Below are 19,297 nucleotides of genomic sequence, written 5' to 3'. Positions count from 1 at the left end.
GGGATCCCGTGTCGGGCGGAGCTGATACAGTCCGCGGCGCCGCACCGGCCTGATGCCCGGTAGAAAACAGCTTTCTCCCGATTCCAGACAACGAACGATGCTACCTGATACATCTACCATCGACCGCATTCCGATTCCCCGTGCAGTCCGGATGCTGGGGTTTGTCAGCCTCTTCATGGACTTTTCGTCCGAACTGGTTCATGCGTTGCTGCCCATCTTTCTCGTCACCACGATGGGCATGAGCGTGAGCGCGCTGGGTGTGCTCGAAGGGGCAGCCGAAGCGACCGCAATGATCGTCAAGATCTTTTCGGGGCCCGTAAGTGATTGGCTTGGCAAACGCAAGGCGCTGTTGTTGCTCGGCTACGGGCTGGCCGCGCTTTCCAAGCCGCTTTTCCCGCTGGCCGGCACACCCGGGATTGTCGCGGCCGCACGACTTGTCGATCGCGCGGGCAAAGGGATTCGCGGTGCGCCGCGTGACGCCCTCGTCGCAGACGTCTCGCCCCCGGAGATTCGTGGCGCCTGCTTTGGACTGAGGCAGTCGATGGACACGATCGGAGCATTTGCAGGACCCCTTGCCGCAATCGTATTGATGCTCGGGTTTTCCGATCACATTCGCACTGTCCTGTGGTTCGCGGTCGTACCCGCGTTCATCGCGGTCGGCCTGATCCTGTTTGGCATTGAGGAGCCGGTCGGTGAAGGTGCGCCTCGTCGCTTCCGGTCCCCGCTGCACTGGCGGGCATGGCGTGAATTTCCGGAGCGCTACTGGTTCGTGGTCGCGATCGGTGCCACCTTCACGCTTTCGCGCTTCAGCGAGGCCTTCCTTGTCTTGCGCGCGCAGCAGACCGGGTTGAATATCGCGTGGATTCCCGGCGTGATGGTGGTCATGAGTCTCGCCTATTCGCTCTCCGCCTACCCCGCGGGAGCACTTTCGGATCGCATCGATCGCCGGTTTCTACTCGCCTGGGGGCTCGTGCTCCTGATCGCGGCAGATCTTGTGCTGGGCACGAGCGCGTCGATCATCACCGTCCTCCTCGGCGTTGCGCTCTGGGGCCTGCACATGGGTTTCACACAAGGCATTCTCGCGGCGATGGTCGCAGAAACAGCGCCGCAGACACTTCGCGGAAGTTCGTTCGGCCTTTTCAATCTCGCGAGCGGCGTCTGCATGCTGGTCGCGAGCGTCATCGCCGGTTGGCTGTGGGATCGCCATGGCGCGTCGGCGACGTTCTTTGCCGGAGCCGGTCTGGCTGTCGTCCCACTGGTGATGTGCCGTTTCGCGCCACGCCTGGAGAAGCGCAACCGCTGACCGATCCTGATCTTCACGACAAAAGCCTCTTATGGAAACGCTCGAAGCGCTCAATCAAACCATTTTTCTCGTGCTCAACGCCACGCCAGCGACGCCGCATTGGCTCATCGGAATGGGAGTGATCATCGCCAACTATGCTATCTGGGCGGCTCCTGTCATACTTGTCTGCCTGTGGTTGGCGGGCGGCGACGAGAGGCGGGAAATGGCCCTGCGTGCATGTTTTGTTGGCTTCCTGGCACTCGGCATTAACCAGTTGATCGGAATGGTGTGGTACCACCCCCGGCCATTCGCAATCGGAATAGGGCATGCATTCCTCGCGCATGCTCCTGACTCGTCATTTCCGAGCGATCACGCCACATTGCTTTCTGCGATCTCTTTCACACTCTTCTACGCAGGAAAAAGACGACTTGGACTGCTTGCACTGATCGTCGATATCGCCGTTGCGTGGGCCCGCTTGTTTGTTGGCGTGCACTTTCCGTTTGACATGATCGGGGCGGCAATTGTCGCCTGGATCGCCTACATGCTTGGCAGCCCGTTCTGGCGAGTCGGGGGCAGGGTGGTAACCGGGGCTTCGATTGCCTTGTACAGGAAGGTATTGGCTATGCCGATTGGCCGACGATGGCTGCGACCTTAACGGAGCCGTACATGCAGCAAACAGGTCCGCGACATCCCTTGGTTGAAGCAGTCCTATGACGAACTTGCGAGCGGTTTTTGCGGGTGGGCCAGCGCTGCCCTATCACTCAACTCACTTTTCTTGGACGCCATCGACTTCGGCGATCAGATGCTCCGTCTCTCGCGATCGCTATTTCTGTGGGCGCGGACGCCAAGTTGCCGTTGGTACTGTTAGCCATGCCTGAACTCATTGGGGGGCCAGGTTCCTCAAACCCCTGGAGCGAGCGGGCATGTCTTTGCCGAAGGGGGCACAGTCTCCAGAATTCAGTATTGCGAGATACCACGCTCCTTCGACGACAACGAATTTCTTTTACTCACCAATGCGTTAAACCGCTTCTGGCGAAAATTTACGAATCCCGGCCGATCCTCATCACGGCATCAGCCGGGCCGAACTAGAGGGTTGGCCGTGATTCGTTAATACCCGAAGCTTCAGATATTAACGATTACCCGCACCGGGAAATTAGGCGTAGGCGCGTCGCGCACCCTGCGTTCAGGTGCGAGGCCGGGGCATACCCGGCTCGCCACTGCTCAGCCCTGGCTTGCACGTAACGACTCGCCGAGGCAGTACTTCCCGTAAATCAGGCAGTGGGTCGTAACCTGATGCGGTGCAGGCGCTCTCGCACCCGCGCTCGAGGTGTCTCCCAATGTGATATCGCCGGTGTTTCTGGCTGCGAACATGAAAGCCAGGACCACAAACCCGGCCAGAAGCATCGCGATCCACGCTGCATCCCGGTTTTTCAGGTACTTCACGACAATTCCTCCTCAGCAAGATCGGCCACTGCGGTTACCATTTCCTGTCGCGCCCCGCTCAACGGCCATCCGGCCGGCATCTGGCGTCCACCGGGCGTCCCGCTGTATGCTCCGGCGGGATTGAGGTGCGGGTCACAACAAACGCGCCCTGAACTGAGCTGCGTGCAGCTGCACGCGTGAAACGACTGATGCAGCGCGCTATTTCAACAGGGTCATCTGCACGACCTTGAGCACGACGAGCCCCACGGCCAGCAGCAGGTAGCCGCGCAGGACTCCCATCCAGACACGCTTGGCCAGCGTCAGGTTCGGCGCCGGCAGATCGTTCAGCGGCGGCATGCGCCACGTGTCGCGTGCGCCCTCTGGCCATGCCTGGGTTGAGCCCACGGGGTCCCTGCTACCTCTGCGCAGCGCAGCCGTCACGGCATAGCCAGCGATGGCCAGCACGGTTCCGCCCGCGAGTACTACGAGAATCGTCTCACCGCTGATATCCGGGTACATCACCGACGCGGTCAGGATGATCGACAGCATCACCAGCACCCAGATCACCGCCCCTGTGAACAGGTTGAGCTTTCTGGAGTTGACCCATGGTCCGAGCACGGCCTTGTCGTTGCACAGGAGCAGCAGGAACACCGTAGCACTCGGCAGCAACACGCCGGCGAGCGTCTGGACCGCTTCGGTCAGCAGTCCGAGGGGGCTACCGGGAATCAGTACGATTACGGCAGCCAGCGCGACAATGCCGAAGTACACAAGGTAAAAGCCTTTCGCGTCCGTCACGCCCCGATGCAGCGAGTGACGGATCTTGAACACGTCGCCAATCGCATAGGCGGTCGACAGCGAGACTGCCGCTGCGCCGATGATCGCCGCATCGAAGAGCGCAATCGCAAACAGCACGGCCGAGGTACGGCCGGCGTATTTTTCAAGGCCGGTGATGACGCCGCCCGCATCCGTAAAATTGCCAAATTCGGGCTTTCCCGAGAACAGCGCGGCACTGAACGCCATCATGGCCACTGCGCCGATCAGCACCAGTGCGATGCCGATCCACAGGTCGGCTTTCTCGTACTTCATGAAGCGCGGCGTAATGCGCTTGTCGATCACATAGCTCTGCTGGAAGAACAGCTGCCAGGGTGCGATCGTCGTACCAACGATACCAATGACGAGCAGCATCACATCCGAAAGCTTCGAGTGCGCAGGCCAGTTCGGGATGAAGAAGTCGCGCGTCATCTGGCCAACCGGCGGATGTATCGACACCAGCACGGGAACAAGGAGCAGGCTCAGCGCACACAGCACGACGGCGAAGCGCTCGAAGCGCCGGAAATTCCCCGTACTGACAGCGGCCATCGTCAGCGCTGCGGCGATGCAGACGCCCGCGATACGGGAGAGGCCGAAGAAGTCGAGCACAAACGTGATGCCAATGAATTCGGTGACGATCGTGAGCGCGTTGAGCAGGAAGAGATCGATCACGCTGAACGCCCCCCAGAACTTGCCAAAGCGCTCGAAGATCAACCGCGCATGCCCGACGCCGGTGACCGCACCGAGCCGCAGGACCATTTCCTGGTTGACGAAGAGGACGGGCACGAGCAGCAGAAGCGTCCACAGCAGCGTCGTGCCGTAGTTCTGGCCAGCCTGTGTATAGGTGCTGAAGGCGCCCGCGTCGTTGTCGCCGACCATGACGATCAGGCCCGGGCCCAGAATAGCCAGCAACGTTCGAAAGCGCGCCCACCATGTCGTGCGCGGGGCGGTGTCGTGGTGGGCAATGGTGCCGAGCGCTCCCTTGATGTCGCCCAGATGGGCCGAATCGAGGACTGCGGTGCGTTCCCGCCCGAGCGTGGGTGGTGAGAGATCAGTTGGCGTAGACATTTTTATGGTTCCCGGATTGCGCTGGAACAACTCTGTGGCGGTCAAGCATGCGCGAGCGGACCGGTCGCTGGAAAAACGCGTCCGTCGCGCATGCCGAAATGGCTTACGGCCTGTTACGAGATGAGTCGGCTGACGCAGCGCCAGAATGCAGCGAAGCGGTTCGGTGTGCGGGGCTGCAGCGACAGCATGGTGTCGTAGCAGGCACGCGAGTCGTCGATGTGCGGGTTTTGCGACACGAGAAGGCCAAAGTTCATGATGTTCTCCGTGCGTCTGGCAGGACGCGAAACGTGGGGCGCGGGCAGACACGGAGACCGGCGCATCATGGGCGCCGTGAGGTGCGTGCTACCCGTTTGCCCTGATGAAAAGCAGGGATGAGCGGCATATGGGGTAACTGTCACAGTCCGGCATTTCGGCTCCTTTCTGGCGCCAGATGCGCCCGTACAGGTTCACGCGCTGCTCACAGGGAGCAGATGCGCACGCGAGTGGGACTCGCGTCACGATGCCATTGACTTCGCGCAAGCACGCGGGTCGATGGCGCTTTCTGGGGTGCACGGGGCTGCGTTACTGCGGCGCGCACCGTCTGCCTGACGGCAGGACGGCGGCTGATAGGTGAGCGCGGGGACGTCCTGCCAGTCAGGCAGCGAAACGGATCAAAGGTCGACTACTGCAGGTGTCCAAGGCAATTGCCCCGTCCGTGAAGATTGTTGGATTGTAGGGGGTGGGGGTATCCTGAGTCAACCGGATCTAAGCTGGGGGCAAAAAATTCGTGTTGCGTGCCGATCCTGGCCCCATGAATCGCCAATTCAGGCGGTTTTGTGGGTGACGCGGTCATCGCCACGGGTCCAACTCGATCAACGAACGGGCATGATGCCGGAGAATTTCCGGCCAAATAATATACCTATACCCCCTATATCTTTGTAAATGTGCTACAGTCCCGTCCAGTCTTCACGGAGATGCCTTTCATGAGCCACACAATTCGCGAGAAACAGAAGCTGCTCAACCGGGTGCGCCGCATCAAGGGGCAGCTCGAAGCGGTGGAGCGCTCGCTCGAGGAAGAGCGCGGTTGCTCCGAGGTGCTGCAGCAGATTACGAGCTGCCGTGGCGCGATGAATGGTCTTCTGGCAGTGGTGCTGGAGGACCATGTCCGAACTCATCTGGTCGATGCCGATCCGTCGCACGGGCATGTCAGCGGCACAGAGGAGCTGATCGAAGTGATCCACAGCTATTTCAGGTAAGAGGGCAACATGAGCGATTTCCAGAGCGCAGCCTTTGGCGCCGGACACGATCACATCTATCTCGGCGCGGCACACGCGCAGAACGAGCGGCGGACCTGGGCAGTCATTGCGCTTTGCAGTGCGATGATGGTGGCCGAGATTCTTGGCGGCAGTCTGTTCGGCTCACTGGCGCTGGTCGCCGACGGTCTGCACATGTCAACGCACGCGGGTGCCATGCTGATCGCGGCGCTTGCTTACACTTACGCGCGCCGGCACGCGTCGGATCCGCGCTTCGTGTTTGGAACCGGCAAGCTTGGCGATCTGGCGGGGTTCACCAGCGCCATCGTGCTGGCGATGATTGCGCTGCTGATCGCCTATGAGGCGGTATCCCGTTTCTTTTCGCCGGTGCCAATCCATTTCGGGGAAGCGATTCCCATCGCGGTGGTCGGACTGCTGGTCAACCTGGCGAGCGTCTGGCTGCTGAGCGGTGACCATCACGGTCATGGCCACGGGCATGCGCATGGACATGGGCACGGTCACGGTCACGGCCATGGCGACGAAGATCACGGCGACCATGCTCATGACGATGAGGTCCGGCGCATATTCACTCCGTCTGGCGTGTTCGAGGTTTCGGTTTTCGAGGACGGCGTGCCGCCCGTCTTCCGCATAACGCCGGCGACGGAGGATTCGCGCCTGGCCGCAGACGGGGTTTCGGTCACGACGGTACGCCCGGACGGCGCACGTCAAGCGTTCACGTTCGTTGACCGGGGCGGCTACCTGGAGTCAACCGACCAGATTCCGGAGCCGCACGAGTTCAAGGCCGTCGTCCGGTTGAGCGACGGCTTGCACGAACTCGCCTTCGAGGAGCATGAGCACGACCATGACGACGCAGTCACCGCTGCGAACCGGGATCACAATATCCGTTCGGCGTACGTCCACGTGATCGCGGATGCAGCCGTCTCCGTGCTGGCCATCATTGGGCTGGTGCTGGCGCGTACGTTCGGCTGGATGTGGATGGACCCGCTTGCCGGCGTGATTGGCGCACTGGTGATCGCGAACTGGTCGTGGGGTTTGATGCGCGACACGGGCGGGATTTTGCTCGACATGAATCTGGACCGCAAACTGTCTGACAATGTCCGTCGCACGATCGAGGGCCATGGCGACCGGGTAATCGACCTGCACGTATGGCGCCTGGGACCCGGTCACATGGGCGCGGTGGTGTCGGTTGCGACTACCGAGCCGCAACGCAGCCCTGGCTTCTATCACGCAGCACTCAAACGCTTCCGGGGCTTGTCGCACGTGACGGTGGAAGTCAACCCGACGCGTGTCGCAGCCTGAGCGATGGCCGTCAGGTCACCGTGCATCGACGTGTGCGTCATGGATGGTCGGACAGGGTTCTGCACCGGCTGCCTGCGCACACGCGATGAAATCCGCAACTGGAAGACAATGACGGACCATCGGCGGCATCAGGTCATCAACGATCGCGCGCGACAGCAGGCAAAACTTGTACGAGGGCCGGCGCACGGCGATGGCCGGGGCGCCACGGGCTCTGGAACTCCGGAATGACGAAGTGCGGTGTAGCGCCGTGAAACACACTTGCCTGAAGGGCGCCGCAGCCGCCTTGTACGGCCACACTAACACTACCGGCGACGCCCCGTTGCTATAGCAGATGGCGTCAGACCCGGAGCATATCAACCTGACCGGCGACTCCCGGCGGCTTCCGCAGCGCCAGGACTGGCTTGCGCGAATTCAGGCCGTTGCTGCCGCGGCAGCAGGCTTGACGTGCCTTATGTTCTCTGAGGCCGCCGCTGGAGCCAAACCAGCGCGATGGTCACGGCGCAAAAAGCGGCGCCCGCATAGGGGTGCCGTCAAGATTCGGACTTTTTCGTACGTTTAGCGGCGAGATCGTCAGGTTAGGGTCTTCGACACGGAGAAACGTGTGTCCACCAATGAGGAAGTCAACCCTAACGTGACGCGCTTTGGTCGCAGGCCTGACGTCAGGTTGAAGCATGCCTCAGCCTGACACCCGACGCGTGACTGAGCGCACCGATGCGCAGATCACCGGGGCGCCCGGAACGCGCGCAGCGCCCATGTGAGCGACAAGGCAAAAAACGCCAGCAGCACGACCACGGCGATGCCCTGATGCTGGCTGACGAGTGCTCCGGCCGCCGTGCCGGACAGTGCCAGCAGCACGATCGGCAAATGGCATGGGCACGTGAGCGCCGCGAGCGCACCCCAGAGCCAGGCGCGCCAGCGGGCGCTACGAGTTAATCCGGGTGCAGTTGGATCACGCACGGTTTGTGCTCCCCGCGTTTCGCAGGCAGGTGGCCCCCAACAGCCGCTCGGCACACTCGCGGCCCACGGCGAAGGCGTCCCGGACGCTCACAACCTCGATGCCGGGGCGTGTCGCGGCCCACTGCTGACCCGCGGCGGCAGAGGCAAAGAAATGCACATGACAGCAGAACGCAGCGCGGATGTCAGGCGTGTTCTGCGGGAGGATCAGCGACACGGCCGCGCCCGTCGGCTCGATGTCCTCTATCGCGGTGGGCGTGACCGTGAGCGAGACCGGTGTGCCGGTGGCGGCACATCGCGAGACCACGTGGGCCGTCCGGTCGATCAGCGCCGGGAAGAACAGCGTATCGAAGGCACACCACGTGTACAGGCGCCGGCCGTCGACCTCGAAAGTGTGCGGGGTCTCACGCAACGTCAAGCCGTAGCCGACGACGTTGCCATAGTCGTCCCACTCCGTGCTTACCGCCTGTTCGAGTGCCACGCTCACCCGCTCGATGGGCCAGTCCAAGGCCAGGGCCAATGCGGCCGGAGAAACCGGCGCCCCCTTGCTGAGTTCACGCAGCAGCACGACAAAGAGATCTGCAAAGCCTTCCAACTGGTTGGCCATCGCCAGGCGCTCGACCAGTTCGGCCGTATGGCGCGCAAGGTTCATCGTCGTCCCCCCACAGGTTATCCCGCGCAGCATGAGAGCTGCTTCACATCCTTCGAGAAGGTCTGCGCAGCGAGCTTGAGCCCCTCGACCATTGTCAGGTACGGGAACAGCTGGTCGGCGAGGTCCTGCACGGTCATCCTTGCGCGGATCGCGATCGCGGCCGTCTGGATGAGTTCGCCCGCCTCGGGCGCCACCGCCTGCACGCCGATGAGCCGGCCGGTGCCGGCTTCCGCCACCAGCTTGATGAAGCCGTGCGTGTCGAAGTTCACCAGCGCACGTGGGACATTGTCGAGCGTTAGGGTGCGATTGTCGGTCTCGATGCCCGCCCGGTGCGCCTGCGCCTCGCTGTAGCCAACCGTCGCAACCTGTGGCTCAGTGAAGACGACCGTCGGCATCGTATCGAGATTGAGACGTACATCACCTCCGGTCATGTTGATCGCCGCGCGTGTACCGGCAGCCGCCGCGACATAGACGAACTGCGGCTGGTTGGTGCAGTCGCCCGCCGCATAGATATCCGGTGCGCTCGTGCGCATGCCGCCGTCGATCACGATGGCGCCGCGCTCGTCGAGCTGCACGCCGGCGCCCGCCACATTCAGACTACCGGTGTTGGGAGCACGACCTGTTGCCACCAGCAACTGGTCGGCCCGCAGCTCGCCGTGGTTCGTGGTGACGACGAACTTGCCATCGGCGTGCGACACGTGGGTTGCCTGGGTCTGTTCCAGCACCTCGATGCCCTCGGCGCGAAAGGCGGCCGTCACGGCTTCGCCGATCGCCGGGTCCTCCTGGTAGAGCAGCGTGTGACGGGCCAGGACCGTAACATGGCTGCCCAGCCGTGCAAATGCCTGGGCCAGTTCCAGTGCGACTACCGACGAGCCGATCACAGCCAGTCGCTCGGGAATCGCGTCGTTCACCAGCGCTTCGGTCGAGGTCCAGTACGGCGTGTCCTTCAGGCCCGGAATCGGCGGCACTGCGGCAGTTGCACCTGTGGCAATCAGGCAGCGATCGAACGACACCGTACGTTCGCCGCCGGCGGTCAGCGTGATCGTGAGCGAATGGCTTCCCGTGAACCGCGCCTCGCCGTGCAGGACGTTGATGTTCGGGCTCGTGTCGAGAATGTTTTCATATTTGGCGTGGCGCAGCTCGTCCACGCGCGCCTGCTGCTGGGCGAGCATGCGCGGCCGGTCAATGGCCGGTGCCGTCGCGGTAATGCCCGCGTCGAAGGGACTCGTCTGCCGCAGATACGCGATATGGGCGGCACGGATCATGATTTTGGAGGGCACGCAGCCGACGTTCACGCAGGTGCCGCCGATGGTGCCGCGCTCGATCAGCGTCACCTGCGCGCCGTTTTCGGCAGCCTTTAGCGCAGCCGCCATGGCAGCGCCACCACTGCCGATCACGGCGACCCGCAGCGCGCTATCACCGCCGCTACGCTTCCCACCAGTTTCCGCCGAGCCGGGCGTCTTGCCGGGCAGGCCTGCTGAGTGGGGTGGCACGTCAGCCACCCTGGCGTGATAGCCGGCTGTCGTCACCGCGGCAGTCAGCGTGTCGTGACTAACCCCTTCATCGACCGTCAGATCGGCTAGGGCTTTGGAATAGGAGACCGCTGCCGAGCGCACGCCGGGCACCTTTTCCAGCGCCTGCCTGACATGCTCGGCGCAGGAAGCGCAGGTCATCCCGTCAATCTTCAAGGTCATCATCGCCTTGCTCCGTTCTTTCATGGATTTAGTTAGATGCGCCACTACTCAACCCTTGCGCACGCTGCCCGTGCACGAATCACACGTATCGGTGGCACAGACGCGTTGGGCCGGGGAGAACAGGTCCCAGAGCGATGTCGCCACCATAATGGCGAGACCGGGATAGAGCAGCCAGCCGCTGCGCTCGCCATAGGCGCGCATCACAAACACGGCTGCCAGCACCAGCAGCGGCCCGATCAGGCCGGGCACGGTACGGCGCCACTGCCGATGCTTGAGCCAGCCGACCGCATTGGCGAACAGCGCGACGCCGGCGAAGGCCGGTAGCAGGATGCGGATGAACAACCCTTCGTACTGGCTCAGGAAGCCCAGACCAATGGTGGCGCCCAGACTGGCGATCGCGGGAAGCAGCTCGCACAGCCCATCGCCGACACGATGCTGCCAAGCAAACCGGCCTTATCGGCCGCGCGCGTGACGAATGACATTGCAGTACCTCTGTAGTTTCAGGGCTTGACCGACGACGGATAGCCCGCGTCCGCCGTAGCCTTGGTCAGTGCCTGGACGCTCGTCTTGCCATCGTCGAACGTCACGACGGCTTCGCGCTGCTCGAAACGGACATCCGTTTTTTCGACGCCCGTAACTTGGGACAGCGCGTGTTTGACCGTAATGGGGCAGGCGGCACACGTCATGCCGGGCACAGACAGCGTAACCGTCTGCGTCGCGGCCCAGACCGGGACGGCAACAACGGCGAGCGCGAGTGCTGCAAGCAGCTTTTTCATGATGAACTCCAGGTTCAATAGAACAGGGGCAGTACGTAGGGGAAACCAACCGCGATCAGTACCAACGCGACAACGATCCAGAAGATGAGCTTGTACGCGGCGCGCACCTGTGGAATCGCGCACACCTCGCCGGGCCTGCACACCGCAACGGGCCGAAAGATGCGTCGGCCGGCGAAGAACAACGCCACCAGTGCCACGCCGATGAAAGCCGGCCGCCAGGGTTCGAGCAAAGTCAGATTGCCGATCCAGGCGCCGCTCACACCCAGCGCGACGAGCACCAGTGGCCCGAGGCAGCAGGTCGACGCGAGGATAGCGGCCAGTCCGCCGGCGGCAAGTGCGCCGCGCCCATTCTGCTGTTCCGCCATACGCTGCCCTTCCGAATATCCACTGAGTAGCGTAACCTTACTTCCGTACCTATGTACGGAGTCAAGCGGTATGGATAACGGTAGCGAAAGCCTGACCATCGGCGCCTTCGCGAAGGCCGCCGGCGTCAATGTGGAGACGATCCGGTTCTATCAGCGCAAGGGATTGCTGCTGGAACCGGATAAGCCGTATGGCAGCATTCGCCGCTATGGCGAAGGCGATGTGACGAGGGTTCGGTTCGTCAAGTCGGCCCAGCGGCTGGGCTTCAGCCTCGACGAAATAGCGGACCTGTTGAAACTGGAGGATGGGACGCATTGCGACGAGGCGAGCAGCCTCGCGGAGCACAAGCTCCGCGACATTCAGGACAAACTCGCCGATCTCGAACGCATGGAAGCCGTGCTCACCCAGCTCGTGTGCGCGTGCCATTCGCGCAAGGGCAACGTGTCGTGTCCGCTGATTGCCTCATTGCAGCGAGGCGAAGAACCACGTGACGTCGGCGCCGCGTAAGTGCCATTCGCCATTAACGTACGCAAAAGTCCGTTTCTTGAGGGCACCCGTTACCGGGCGCGATCACGGTCGCTGCTGCGATGCTGACCGGGCTTGCCGGCTACGGCGTGAGTCTGGTGTTCTTTGTGATCGCGCTCCGGCACCTCGGTCAGCCCGGGCCGGCGCCTACTTCTCGGTTGCGCCGCTTTTCGGCGTGGCGCTATCGTTGCTTATCTGGCCCGAGTGGCCGTCCGTGTCTTTCTGGATCGCCACCGCCATGATGGCGCTGGGCATTTGGCTGCACGTGCGTGAACGACATGAGCATGAGCATACGCACGAGCCTCTCGAACACACGCATCGCCATCGCCACGACGAACATCACCAGCACGAGCACGATTTCCCATTCGATAGCGATGAACCCCATACCCATCCGCATGTGCACCTGCCCATCACCCATTCGCATGCACACTTCCCGGATGTGCATCACCGGCACAAGCATTAGGTGCGCGAACTGAGCGCGTGCAGAACGGCGAGCAGGCGATATGCCACGGGCAAGACGAAGATTACGAGGTGCCGTTCCCGCTCTGATCAGAGGCTAGAAGCTTCGGCAGTCGGCGCCGGTGTACCCTTGGGGCATTACAACTTGTGTCAAACTCTTTTGTCGCAAAATGCTTCTGCGAATTGTGTTGGATTGCGTTAGTGTCAAGCTCTATTTCATCGGTGCCTAACCCAGTAGATCGCTAAGCATCTGATTTTATTGTGCGCGCTGTGTCAAACTCTATTGTTCGTTCACAGCTGTGCATACGGCTCCTGACAGCCCGATATCAGGACTCCTCTGCACGAAACTCGTCTATGCTCAATACTCGTGTGCACCAAAGCGAGGCGAGCATGGCGACCGATACCGTACCGATTGCCGAGCGCGGCGTAGCCACCCTGTCAGAACAGGCATGGGAGCGTGCTCGCTGCCGCGCGGAGATCATTGGGCCGTTGGCGCAGTCGGAGACGGTCGGGCATGAAGCGGCCGACGCAGCAGCCCAGGCGCTGGGTCTGTCCCGGCGGCAGGTCTACGTCCTGATCCGCCGTGCCCGGCAAGGTTCGGGGCTGGTCACTGATTTGGCTCTTGGACAGTCGAGCGGTGGCAAAGGTAAAGGCCGCTTGCCGGAGTCGGTCGAACGAATCATCCGCGAGCTACTGCAAAAGCGCTTCCTGACCAAGCAGAAGCGCAGCTTGGCGGCGTTCCACCGTGAAGTTGCGCGGGTGTGCAAGCTGCAAAAGCTGCGGATGCCGGCGCGCAACACGGTCGCGTTGCGGATCGCCAGCCTTGATCCACTCAAGACCACTCGACTTCGGGAAGGCCAGGATGCGTCCCGCATCCTGCAAGGTGTTGGCGGTGTTCCTCCGCCAGTCTCCGCACCGCTGGAGCAGGTACAGATCGACCACACAGTCATCGACCTGATCGTGGTGGACGAGCGCGACCGGCAACCGATTGGCCGTCCGTACCTGACCCTCGCCATCGACGTGTTCACCCGCTGCGTGGTTGGCATGGTGGTCACGTTAGAAGCGCCATCTGCCGTCTCGGTCGGCCTGTGCCTCGCACACGCCGGTTGCGACAAGCGCCCTTGGTTGGAAAGGTTGGACGTGGAAATGGACTGGCCGATGAGCGGCAAGCCCGCGCTGCTCTACCTGGACAACGCGGCCGAATTCAAGAGCGAGGCGCTACGCCGTGGCTGCGAGCAGCATGGCATCCGGTTGGACTATCGGCCTCTCGGGCAGCCGCACTATGGCGGCATCGTGGAACGGATCATCGGCACGGCGATGCAAATGATCCACGACGAATTGCCGGGGACGACCTTCTCCAACCCTGACCAGCGCGGGGAATACGCCTCCGAGAAGATGGCCGCCCTGACACTGCGCGAGCTGGAACGCTGGCTCGCATTGGCGGTTGGCACCTATCACGGCTCCGTGCACAACGGCCTGCTCCAACCGCCGGCCGCACGCTGGGCCGAAGCTGTCGCGCGTACCGGCGTTCCAACCGTCATCACTCGCACCACGGCTTTTCTGGTCGATTTCCTGCCCGTCCTCCGCCGCACCCTGACCCGCACTGGCTTCGTCATCGACCACATCCACTACTACGCCGATGCGCTCAAGCCGTGGATAGCTCGGCGCGACCGCCTGCCTGCGTTCCTGATCCGGCGCGACCCACGCGACATCAGCCGCATTTGGGTGCTGGAGCCGGAGGGGCAGCACTATCTGGAAATTCCATACCGTACCTTGTCGCACCCGGCTGTCACCCTCTGGGAACAACGGCAGGCGCTGGCGAAATTGCGGCAGCAAGGGCGCGAACAGGTGGATGAGTCGGCGCTGTTCCGCATGATCGGGCAGATGCGCGAAATCGTGACCACTGCGCAGAAAGCCACGCGCAAGGCGCGGCGCGACGCGGATCGACGCCAGCATCTCAAGTCAACGGAACAACCTGTCAAAACCACGCCACCAGCGGACACGGACATGGCAGACCCGCAGGCGGACAACCAGCCACCTGCCAAACCGTTCGACCAGATTGAGGAGTGGTAGCCGTGGACGAATATCCCATCATCGACCTGTCCCACCTGCTGCCGGCGGCCCAGGGCTTGGCCCGTCTCCCGGCGGACGAGCGCATCCATCGCCTTCGCGCCGACCGCTGGATCGGCTATCCGCGAGCAGTCGAGGCGTTGAACCGGCTGGAAGCCCTGTATACGTGGCCAAACAAACAACGCATGCCCAACCTGCTGTTGGTCGGTCCAACCAACAACGGCAAGTCGATGATCGTCGAGAAGTTCCGCCGCGCCCACCCGGCCAGCTCCGACGCCGACCAGGAGCACATCCCGGTATTGGTCGTGCAGATGCCGTCCGAGCCATCGGTGATCCGCTTCTACGTCGCGCTGCTCGCGGCGATGGGAGCACCATTGCGACCGCGCCCACGGCTGCCGGAAATAGAGCAACTGGCGCTGACACTGCTGCGCAAGCTCGGTGTGCGTTTGCTGGTGATCGACGAGCTGCACAACGTCCTGGCCGGCAACAGCGTCAACCGCCGGGAATTCCTCAACCTGCTGCGCTTCCTCGGCAACGAATTGCGCATCCCGCTGGTCGGTGTGGGCACACGCGACGCCTACCTGGCCATCCGCTCGGATGACCAGTTGGAAAATCGCTTCGAGCCGATGATGCTGCCGGTGTGGGAGGCCAACGACGATTGCTGTTCACTGCTGGCCAGCTTCGCGGCTTCGCTCCCGCTGCGGCGACCTTCGTCGATTGCCACGCTGGACATGGCTCGCTACCTGCTCACGCGCAGCGAGGGCACTATTGGCGAGCTGGCGCACCTATTGATGGCGGCGGCCGTGGCCGCCGTGGAGAGTGGTGAGGAAGCGATCAACCACCGCACGCTCAGCATGGCCGATTACACCGGTCCCAGCGAGCGGCGGCGGCAATTCGAGCGGGAACTGATGTGAAGCCAGCGCCACGCTGGCCACTGCATCCGGCACCCAGGGAAGCCGAAGCCCTGTCTTCGTGGCTCAACCGCGTGGCCCTTTGCTATCACATGGAGGTGTCCGAGCTGCTGGAGCACGATCTTGGTCACGGCCAGGTTGATGACCTGGACACCGCGCCACCACTGGCGCTGCTGGCGATGCTCTCCCAGCGGAGCGGTATCGAGCTGGATCGGCTGCGCTGCATGAGTTTCGCCGGCTGGGTGCCTTGGCTACTGGACAGCCTTGATGATCAGATTCCAGACGCATTGGAAACCTATGCGTTCCAGCTCTCGGTGCTGCTGCCGAAACTCCGCCGTAGGACGCGATCCATCACGAGCTGGCGTGCCTGGCTGCCCAGCCAGCCGATACATCGCGCCTGTCCTCTCTGTCTGAACGACCCGGCAAACCAAGCCGTACTGCTTGCATGGAAGCTGCCCCTGATGCTGAGCTGCCCGCTGCATGGCTGCTGGCTGGAATCCTATTGGGGCGTGCCTGGGCGGTTTCTCGGCTGGGAGAACGCCGACACTGCGTCGCGCACCGCCAGCGACGCGATTGCAGTGATGGACCGGCGTACCTGGCAGGCACTGACGACCGGCCATGTGGAACTGCCGTGCCGACGCATCCACGCTGGATTGTGGTTTCGACTGCTACGCACGCTGCTCGATGAGCTGAACACCCCGCTTTCGGCGTGCGGAACCTACGCGGGGTATCTCCGCCAAGTCTGGCAAGGCTGCGGGCATCCGCTGCGTGCTGGGCAAAGTCTGTGGCGACCGTATGAAACCCTGAACCCGGCAATACGGTTGCAGATGCTGGAGGCGGCGGCAACGGCAATCAGCTTGATCGAGGTGAGGGATATCAGCCCGCCAGGCGAGCATGCAAAGCTGTTCTGGTCCGAGCTCCAAACCGGGTTCACCAGTGGTCTGCCGGCGAAACCGCCGAAGCCCGAACCCGTCAATCATTGGCAACGGGCGGTCCAAGCTATCAGTGAGGCGATCATTGAAGCCCGGCACGACCCCGAGACGGCACGCTCGCTGTTCGCGTTGGCTTCCTATGGTCGGCGCGATCCCGCTTCCCTGGAACAGTTGCGCGCCACCTTTGCAAAGGAAGGCATTCCCCCGGAATTTCTGTCACATTACGAGGCTGATGGACCCTTTGCATGTCTTAGACAGAATGACGGGTTAAGTGACAAATTTTGACGACCAGAACTTTCCGGTTCACACTGTCACATAATCGAACGTATATGTGACAGGTACGACATGCTGATAGGCTACATGCGGGTATCGAAGGCGGACGGCTCCCAGGCTACCGATTTGCAGCGCGACGCGCTGATTGCCGCCGGGGTCGATCCAGTACATCTTTACGAGGACCAGGCATCCGGCATGCGCGAGGATCGGCCCGGCTTGACGAGCTGCCTGAAGGCGTTGCGAACTGGCGACACACTGGTCGTGTGGAAACTGGATCGGCTCGGACGCGACCTGCGACATCTCATCAACACCGTGCACGACCTGACTGGGCGCGGCATCGGCTTGAAGGTATTAACCGGGCACGGCGCGGCCATCGACACCACGACCGCCGCCGGCAAGCTGGTCTTTGGCATCTTCGCCGCCCTGGCCGAGTTCGAGCGCGAGTTGATCGCGGAGCGCACGATTGCCGGCCTAGCCTCGGCCCGCGCGCGCGGGCGGAAAGGCGGCCGGCCGTTCAAGATGACCGCCGCCAAGCTGCGGCTGGCGATGGCGGCAATGGGTCAGCCAGAGACCAAGGTCGGCGACCTGTGCCAGGAACTTGGCGTCACGCGGCAGACCCTGTATCGGCATGTTTCACCCAAGGGTGAGCTACGTCCAGATGGCGAGAAGCTACTCAGCCGAATTTGATGCCGGCATGAGGCAACGTAGCGACAGCGTGGTTTGTCTCAATGGGAAGCGCTCATGATCGATCTTTGAAGGCCCGCAGCAGTCGTGTCACAGACAGGACGAACAAACCGGTCAGCGTGAGGGCTGCAATACCCCAGTGCTCCCCGATGAACGCGCCGGCCGTCGTGCCGGCTAGCACAATGGCGAGAATCGGCAAATGGCAGGGACAGGTGAGCACGGCCAGCGCGCCCCACAAGTAGCCGGTGATCGGTTTGTGCGTCTCAGACGGCAAGTGCTCTGGGCTGTTCATGGCAGACTCTCCGCGTGCTGTGCCGGTTCGGTTGGCATGGCGGCCAGTTGCATTTCGAGGCTGGCCAGGGCCTCGCGCCGACGCTCGACGAGTTGCCGCAACACGGCAAGCTGCGCAGACGCACCGTCGCCGTCCGCCGCATCCAGCGCCCGGCACAGCCGCGCCAGCGCGTCGAGGCCGATGCCCGCCTCGAAGGCCGCCCGCACGAAGCACAGCCGTTGCAAGGCGGCGTCATCGAACAAGCCGTAGCCGCCTGGGGTGCACGCCACCGGCCGCAGCAATCCACGCAGCAGGTAGTCGCGCACGATATGCACACTCACGCCCGCGTCATGTGCTAAGCGGGAAACTGTATAAGCGCTCACTGAACACCTCCTTTTCCTCACCCTGCGCAGCACAGGACAGTTACGTCCCGCTAGGCGATGACAGCTGTCGAGCAAGCTCTTGCCCAAGGCGAAAGGCCTCTTCGACGCCCACAACTTCGGCACCCTCATGCTGCGCGACCCAATCGTCAGCGGCAGCGGCGCTGGCAAAAAAGTGGACGTGGCAGCAGAAGGAGCAGCGAATGTCGGATGACGCATTTGGTCGCACCAGTGACACAACTGCGCTCGCCGGTTCGAGCCGGTGCAGCCCATCTGGCGCCACCGTAAGCGATACCTCTTCACCCGTTGTAGGGCAGCGCGAGGAGACGTACGCGCTCCTGCCGAGCAAAGCCGGGAATATTAATGCGTCTAGGGCGCACCACGTGTAGAGACGTTGGCCGTCAATCTCAAAGGTATGCGGGGTTTCGCGCAGCGTAAGGCCATAGCCGACAATATTGCCGTCGTCGTCATACTCGGTGCTGGGGACCTGATCGAGTGCTGCCGCGACTCTGTCGGCCGGCCAGTCGAGCACGGTCGCGAGCGTTTTCCGCGAGACGGGACTTCCCTTGGCAATCTCGCGAAGAAGCGGAAGCAAGAGTTCAGTGGGATGTAGTCGGTTGATAACCGAGAAACGCTCCGCGATTTCTTTGACGAAGGTTGATGTTTCCATAGTTGTTTGGCTCCTTGGGGTTTGGTGATTTGATTCCGATTACCCGGCGCAGCAGGAAAGCTGCTTCACGTCCTTGCTGAAGGTCTGCGCCGCGAGCTTCAACCCCTCGACCATCGTCAGGTAAGGGAACAACTGGTCGGCCAGTTCCTGCACCGTCATGCGGTTGCGAATGGCGAGAACAGCCGTCTGGATCAGTTCGCCCGCTTCCGGGGCAACCGCCTGCACGCCGATGAGCCGTCCGCTACCTTCCTCAATGACCAGCTTGATGAAGCCGCGTGTGTCGAAGTTGGCAAGCGCACGCGGCACGTTGTCGAGCGTCAGCGTGCGGCTGTCGGTTTCGATGCCATCGTGGTGCGCTTCCGCCTCGCTGTAGCCCACGGTCGCCACTTGCGGGTCGGTGAACACCACGGCCGGCATCGCGGTCAGATTGATGGCGGCGTCGCCGCCGGTCATGTTAATGGCCGCACGAGTGCCGGCCGCTGCCGCCACATAGACGAACTGCGGCTGGTCGGTGCAGTCGCCGGCCGCGTAGATGTTCGGGCTACTGGT

At 62.6% G+C, this 19,297-nt stretch carries 21 protein-coding genes and 3 pseudogenes; 11 read left to right on the top strand and 13 right to left on the bottom strand.

The window, feature by feature from the left end:
* Positions 1 to 97 precede the first annotated feature (97 nt).
* Entirely contained in the window at positions 98 to 1,303 is a 1,206-nt protein-coding gene (locus FFS49_RS36510) for an MFS transporter (protein ID WP_046196988.1), read from the top strand.
* A gap of 31 nt (positions 1,304 to 1,334) precedes the next feature.
* The gene (locus tag FFS49_RS36505; protein ID WP_027813550.1) at positions 1,335 to 1,937 is read left to right on the top strand and encodes an undecaprenyl-diphosphatase; all 603 of its coding nucleotides are present in this window, start codon (positions 1,335 to 1,337) and stop codon (positions 1,935 to 1,937) included.
* 566 nt (positions 1,938 to 2,503) lie between these two features.
* Here FFS49_RS36505 and FFS49_RS36500 read toward each other — a convergent pair.
* The 3 genes from FFS49_RS36500 to FFS49_RS42235 all read right to left on the bottom strand — a co-directional run bounded on the left by FFS49_RS36500 (position 2,504) and on the right by FFS49_RS42235 (position 4,836).
* Entirely contained in the window at positions 2,504 to 2,725 is a 222-nt protein-coding gene (locus FFS49_RS36500) for a hypothetical protein (protein WP_027813551.1), read from the bottom strand.
* A 198-nt stretch (positions 2,726 to 2,923) separates the two neighbouring features.
* Complete coding sequence (locus FFS49_RS36495; RefSeq protein ID WP_027813552.1) at positions 2,924 to 4,582, bottom strand: NRAMP family divalent metal transporter; 1,659 nt, start codon at positions 4,580 to 4,582, stop codon at positions 2,924 to 2,926.
* 113 nt (positions 4,583 to 4,695) lie between these two features.
* On the bottom strand, positions 4,696 to 4,836 hold the full coding sequence (locus FFS49_RS42235) for a hypothetical protein (protein ID WP_164531308.1): 141 nt from the start codon (positions 4,834 to 4,836) through the stop codon (positions 4,696 to 4,698).
* Between the two features lie 708 nt (positions 4,837 to 5,544).
* Here FFS49_RS42235 and FFS49_RS36490 point away from each other — a divergent pair.
* From FFS49_RS36490 to FFS49_RS36480, 3 genes are read left to right on the top strand one after another with little or no spacing between them, the layout of a single operon-like run.
* On the top strand, positions 5,545 to 5,817 hold the full coding sequence (locus FFS49_RS36490; protein ID WP_027813553.1) for a metal/formaldehyde-sensitive transcriptional repressor: 273 nt from the start codon (positions 5,545 to 5,547) through the stop codon (positions 5,815 to 5,817).
* A 9-nt stretch (positions 5,818 to 5,826) separates the two neighbouring features.
* Positions 5,827 to 7,134: a CDF family Co(II)/Ni(II) efflux transporter DmeF gene (gene dmeF, locus FFS49_RS36485; protein WP_027813554.1), complete on the top strand. Its 1,308-nt coding sequence runs from the start codon at positions 5,827 to 5,829 to the stop codon at positions 7,132 to 7,134.
* A gap of 3 nt (positions 7,135 to 7,137) precedes the next feature.
* Positions 7,138 to 7,362: a DUF1289 domain-containing protein gene (locus FFS49_RS36480; protein ID WP_027813965.1), complete on the top strand. Its 225-nt coding sequence runs from the start codon at positions 7,138 to 7,140 to the stop codon at positions 7,360 to 7,362.
* 492 nt (positions 7,363 to 7,854) lie between these two features.
* Here FFS49_RS36480 and merE (FFS49_RS36475) read toward each other — a convergent pair whose 3' ends face one another.
* The 6 genes and pseudogenes from merE (FFS49_RS36475) to merT form a co-directional block, all read right to left on the bottom strand.
* Positions 7,855 to 8,091 carry a broad-spectrum mercury transporter MerE gene (merE, locus tag FFS49_RS36475; RefSeq protein ID WP_027813555.1) on the bottom strand — a complete coding sequence of 79 codons (237 nt, stop codon included), beginning with the start codon at positions 8,089 to 8,091 and terminating at the stop codon, positions 7,855 to 7,857.
* Entirely contained in the window at positions 8,084 to 8,740 is a 657-nt protein-coding gene (gene merB / locus FFS49_RS36470; protein ID WP_027813556.1) for an organomercurial lyase MerB, read from the bottom strand. Before merB (FFS49_RS36470) ends, merE (FFS49_RS36475) begins: the two co-directional genes overlap by 8 nt.
* A 17-nt stretch (positions 8,741 to 8,757) precedes the next feature.
* Positions 8,758 to 10,437 (bottom strand): mercury(II) reductase, encoded by a 1,680-nt coding sequence (gene merA / locus FFS49_RS36465; RefSeq protein ID WP_027813557.1) that lies wholly within the window; start codon positions 10,435 to 10,437, stop codon positions 8,758 to 8,760.
* A gap of 45 nt (positions 10,438 to 10,482) precedes the next feature.
* Positions 10,483 to 10,916 (bottom strand): annotated as a pseudogene (gene merC / locus FFS49_RS36460) (organomercurial transporter MerC).
* 18 nt (positions 10,917 to 10,934) lie between these two features.
* Positions 10,935 to 11,210 (bottom strand): mercury resistance system periplasmic binding protein MerP, encoded by a 276-nt coding sequence (merP, locus tag FFS49_RS36455; RefSeq protein ID WP_027813558.1) that lies wholly within the window; start codon positions 11,208 to 11,210, stop codon positions 10,935 to 10,937.
* Between the two features lie 14 nt (positions 11,211 to 11,224).
* Positions 11,225 to 11,575: a mercuric ion transporter MerT gene (gene merT, locus FFS49_RS36450; protein WP_027813559.1), complete on the bottom strand. Its 351-nt coding sequence runs from the start codon at positions 11,573 to 11,575 to the stop codon at positions 11,225 to 11,227.
* A gap of 70 nt (positions 11,576 to 11,645) precedes the next feature.
* Between merT and merR the strand changes: the two genes are divergently transcribed.
* The 6 genes and pseudogenes from merR (at position 11,646) to FFS49_RS36420 (ending at position 17,430) form a co-directional block, all read left to right on the top strand.
* Positions 11,646 to 12,080, top strand: coding sequence for an Hg(II)-responsive transcriptional regulator (gene merR, locus FFS49_RS36445; RefSeq protein WP_027813560.1), 435 nt, complete (start codon positions 11,646 to 11,648; stop codon positions 12,078 to 12,080).
* 71 nt (positions 12,081 to 12,151) lie between these two features.
* A pseudogene (locus FFS49_RS36440) lies at positions 12,152 to 12,561 on the top strand (DMT family transporter); the annotation flags it as partial.
* Between the two features lie 386 nt (positions 12,562 to 12,947).
* On the top strand, positions 12,948 to 14,630 hold the full coding sequence (locus tag FFS49_RS36435) for a Mu transposase C-terminal domain-containing protein (protein ID WP_011494284.1): 1,683 nt from the start codon (positions 12,948 to 12,950) through the stop codon (positions 14,628 to 14,630).
* 2 nt (positions 14,631 to 14,632) lie between these two features.
* A complete protein-coding gene (locus FFS49_RS36430; RefSeq protein ID WP_013741668.1) occupies positions 14,633 to 15,541 on the top strand; it encodes a TniB family NTP-binding protein in 909 nt (302 codons plus the stop codon).
* The gene (locus tag FFS49_RS36425; protein WP_060091933.1) at positions 15,538 to 16,755 is read left to right on the top strand and encodes a TniQ family protein; all 1,218 of its coding nucleotides are present in this window, start codon (positions 15,538 to 15,540) and stop codon (positions 16,753 to 16,755) included. Before FFS49_RS36430 ends, FFS49_RS36425 begins: the two co-directional genes overlap by 4 nt.
* Positions 16,756 to 16,815: 60 nt before the next feature.
* The gene (locus tag FFS49_RS36420) at positions 16,816 to 17,430 is read left to right on the top strand and encodes a recombinase family protein (RefSeq protein WP_000904941.1); all 615 of its coding nucleotides are present in this window, start codon (positions 16,816 to 16,818) and stop codon (positions 17,428 to 17,430) included.
* A gap of 52 nt (positions 17,431 to 17,482) precedes the next feature.
* Here FFS49_RS36420 and merE (FFS49_RS36415) read toward each other — a convergent pair whose 3' ends face one another.
* From merE (FFS49_RS36415) to FFS49_RS36400, 4 genes and pseudogenes are all read right to left on the bottom strand, one after another.
* Positions 17,483 to 17,719, bottom strand: a complete 237-nt coding sequence (gene merE / locus FFS49_RS36415) for a broad-spectrum mercury transporter MerE (protein WP_001087806.1) — start codon at positions 17,717 to 17,719, stop codon at positions 17,483 to 17,485.
* Positions 17,716 to 18,081 carry a mercury resistance co-regulator MerD gene (gene merD / locus FFS49_RS36410; RefSeq protein WP_060091944.1) on the bottom strand — a complete coding sequence of 122 codons (366 nt, stop codon included), beginning with the start codon at positions 18,079 to 18,081 and terminating at the stop codon, positions 17,716 to 17,718. The genes merE (FFS49_RS36415) and merD overlap by 4 nt, the downstream gene beginning before the upstream one ends.
* 40 nt (positions 18,082 to 18,121) lie before the next feature.
* On the bottom strand, positions 18,122 to 18,748 hold the full coding sequence (gene merB, locus FFS49_RS36405; protein ID WP_060091931.1) for an organomercurial lyase MerB: 627 nt from the start codon (positions 18,746 to 18,748) through the stop codon (positions 18,122 to 18,124).
* 39 nt (positions 18,749 to 18,787) lie between these two features.
* A pseudogene (locus FFS49_RS36400) lies at positions 18,788 to 19,297 on the bottom strand (mercuric reductase); the annotation flags it as partial.

The sequence above is a fragment of the Burkholderia sp. 4NA327C6 genome (genome assembly GCF_005502655.1).
Lineage (GTDB): Bacteria > Pseudomonadota > Gammaproteobacteria > Burkholderiales > Burkholderiaceae > Burkholderia > Burkholderia contaminans.
The sequence above is the reverse complement of the archived record's forward strand: the minus strand, read 5'-3'. Positions and strand labels throughout refer to the sequence as shown.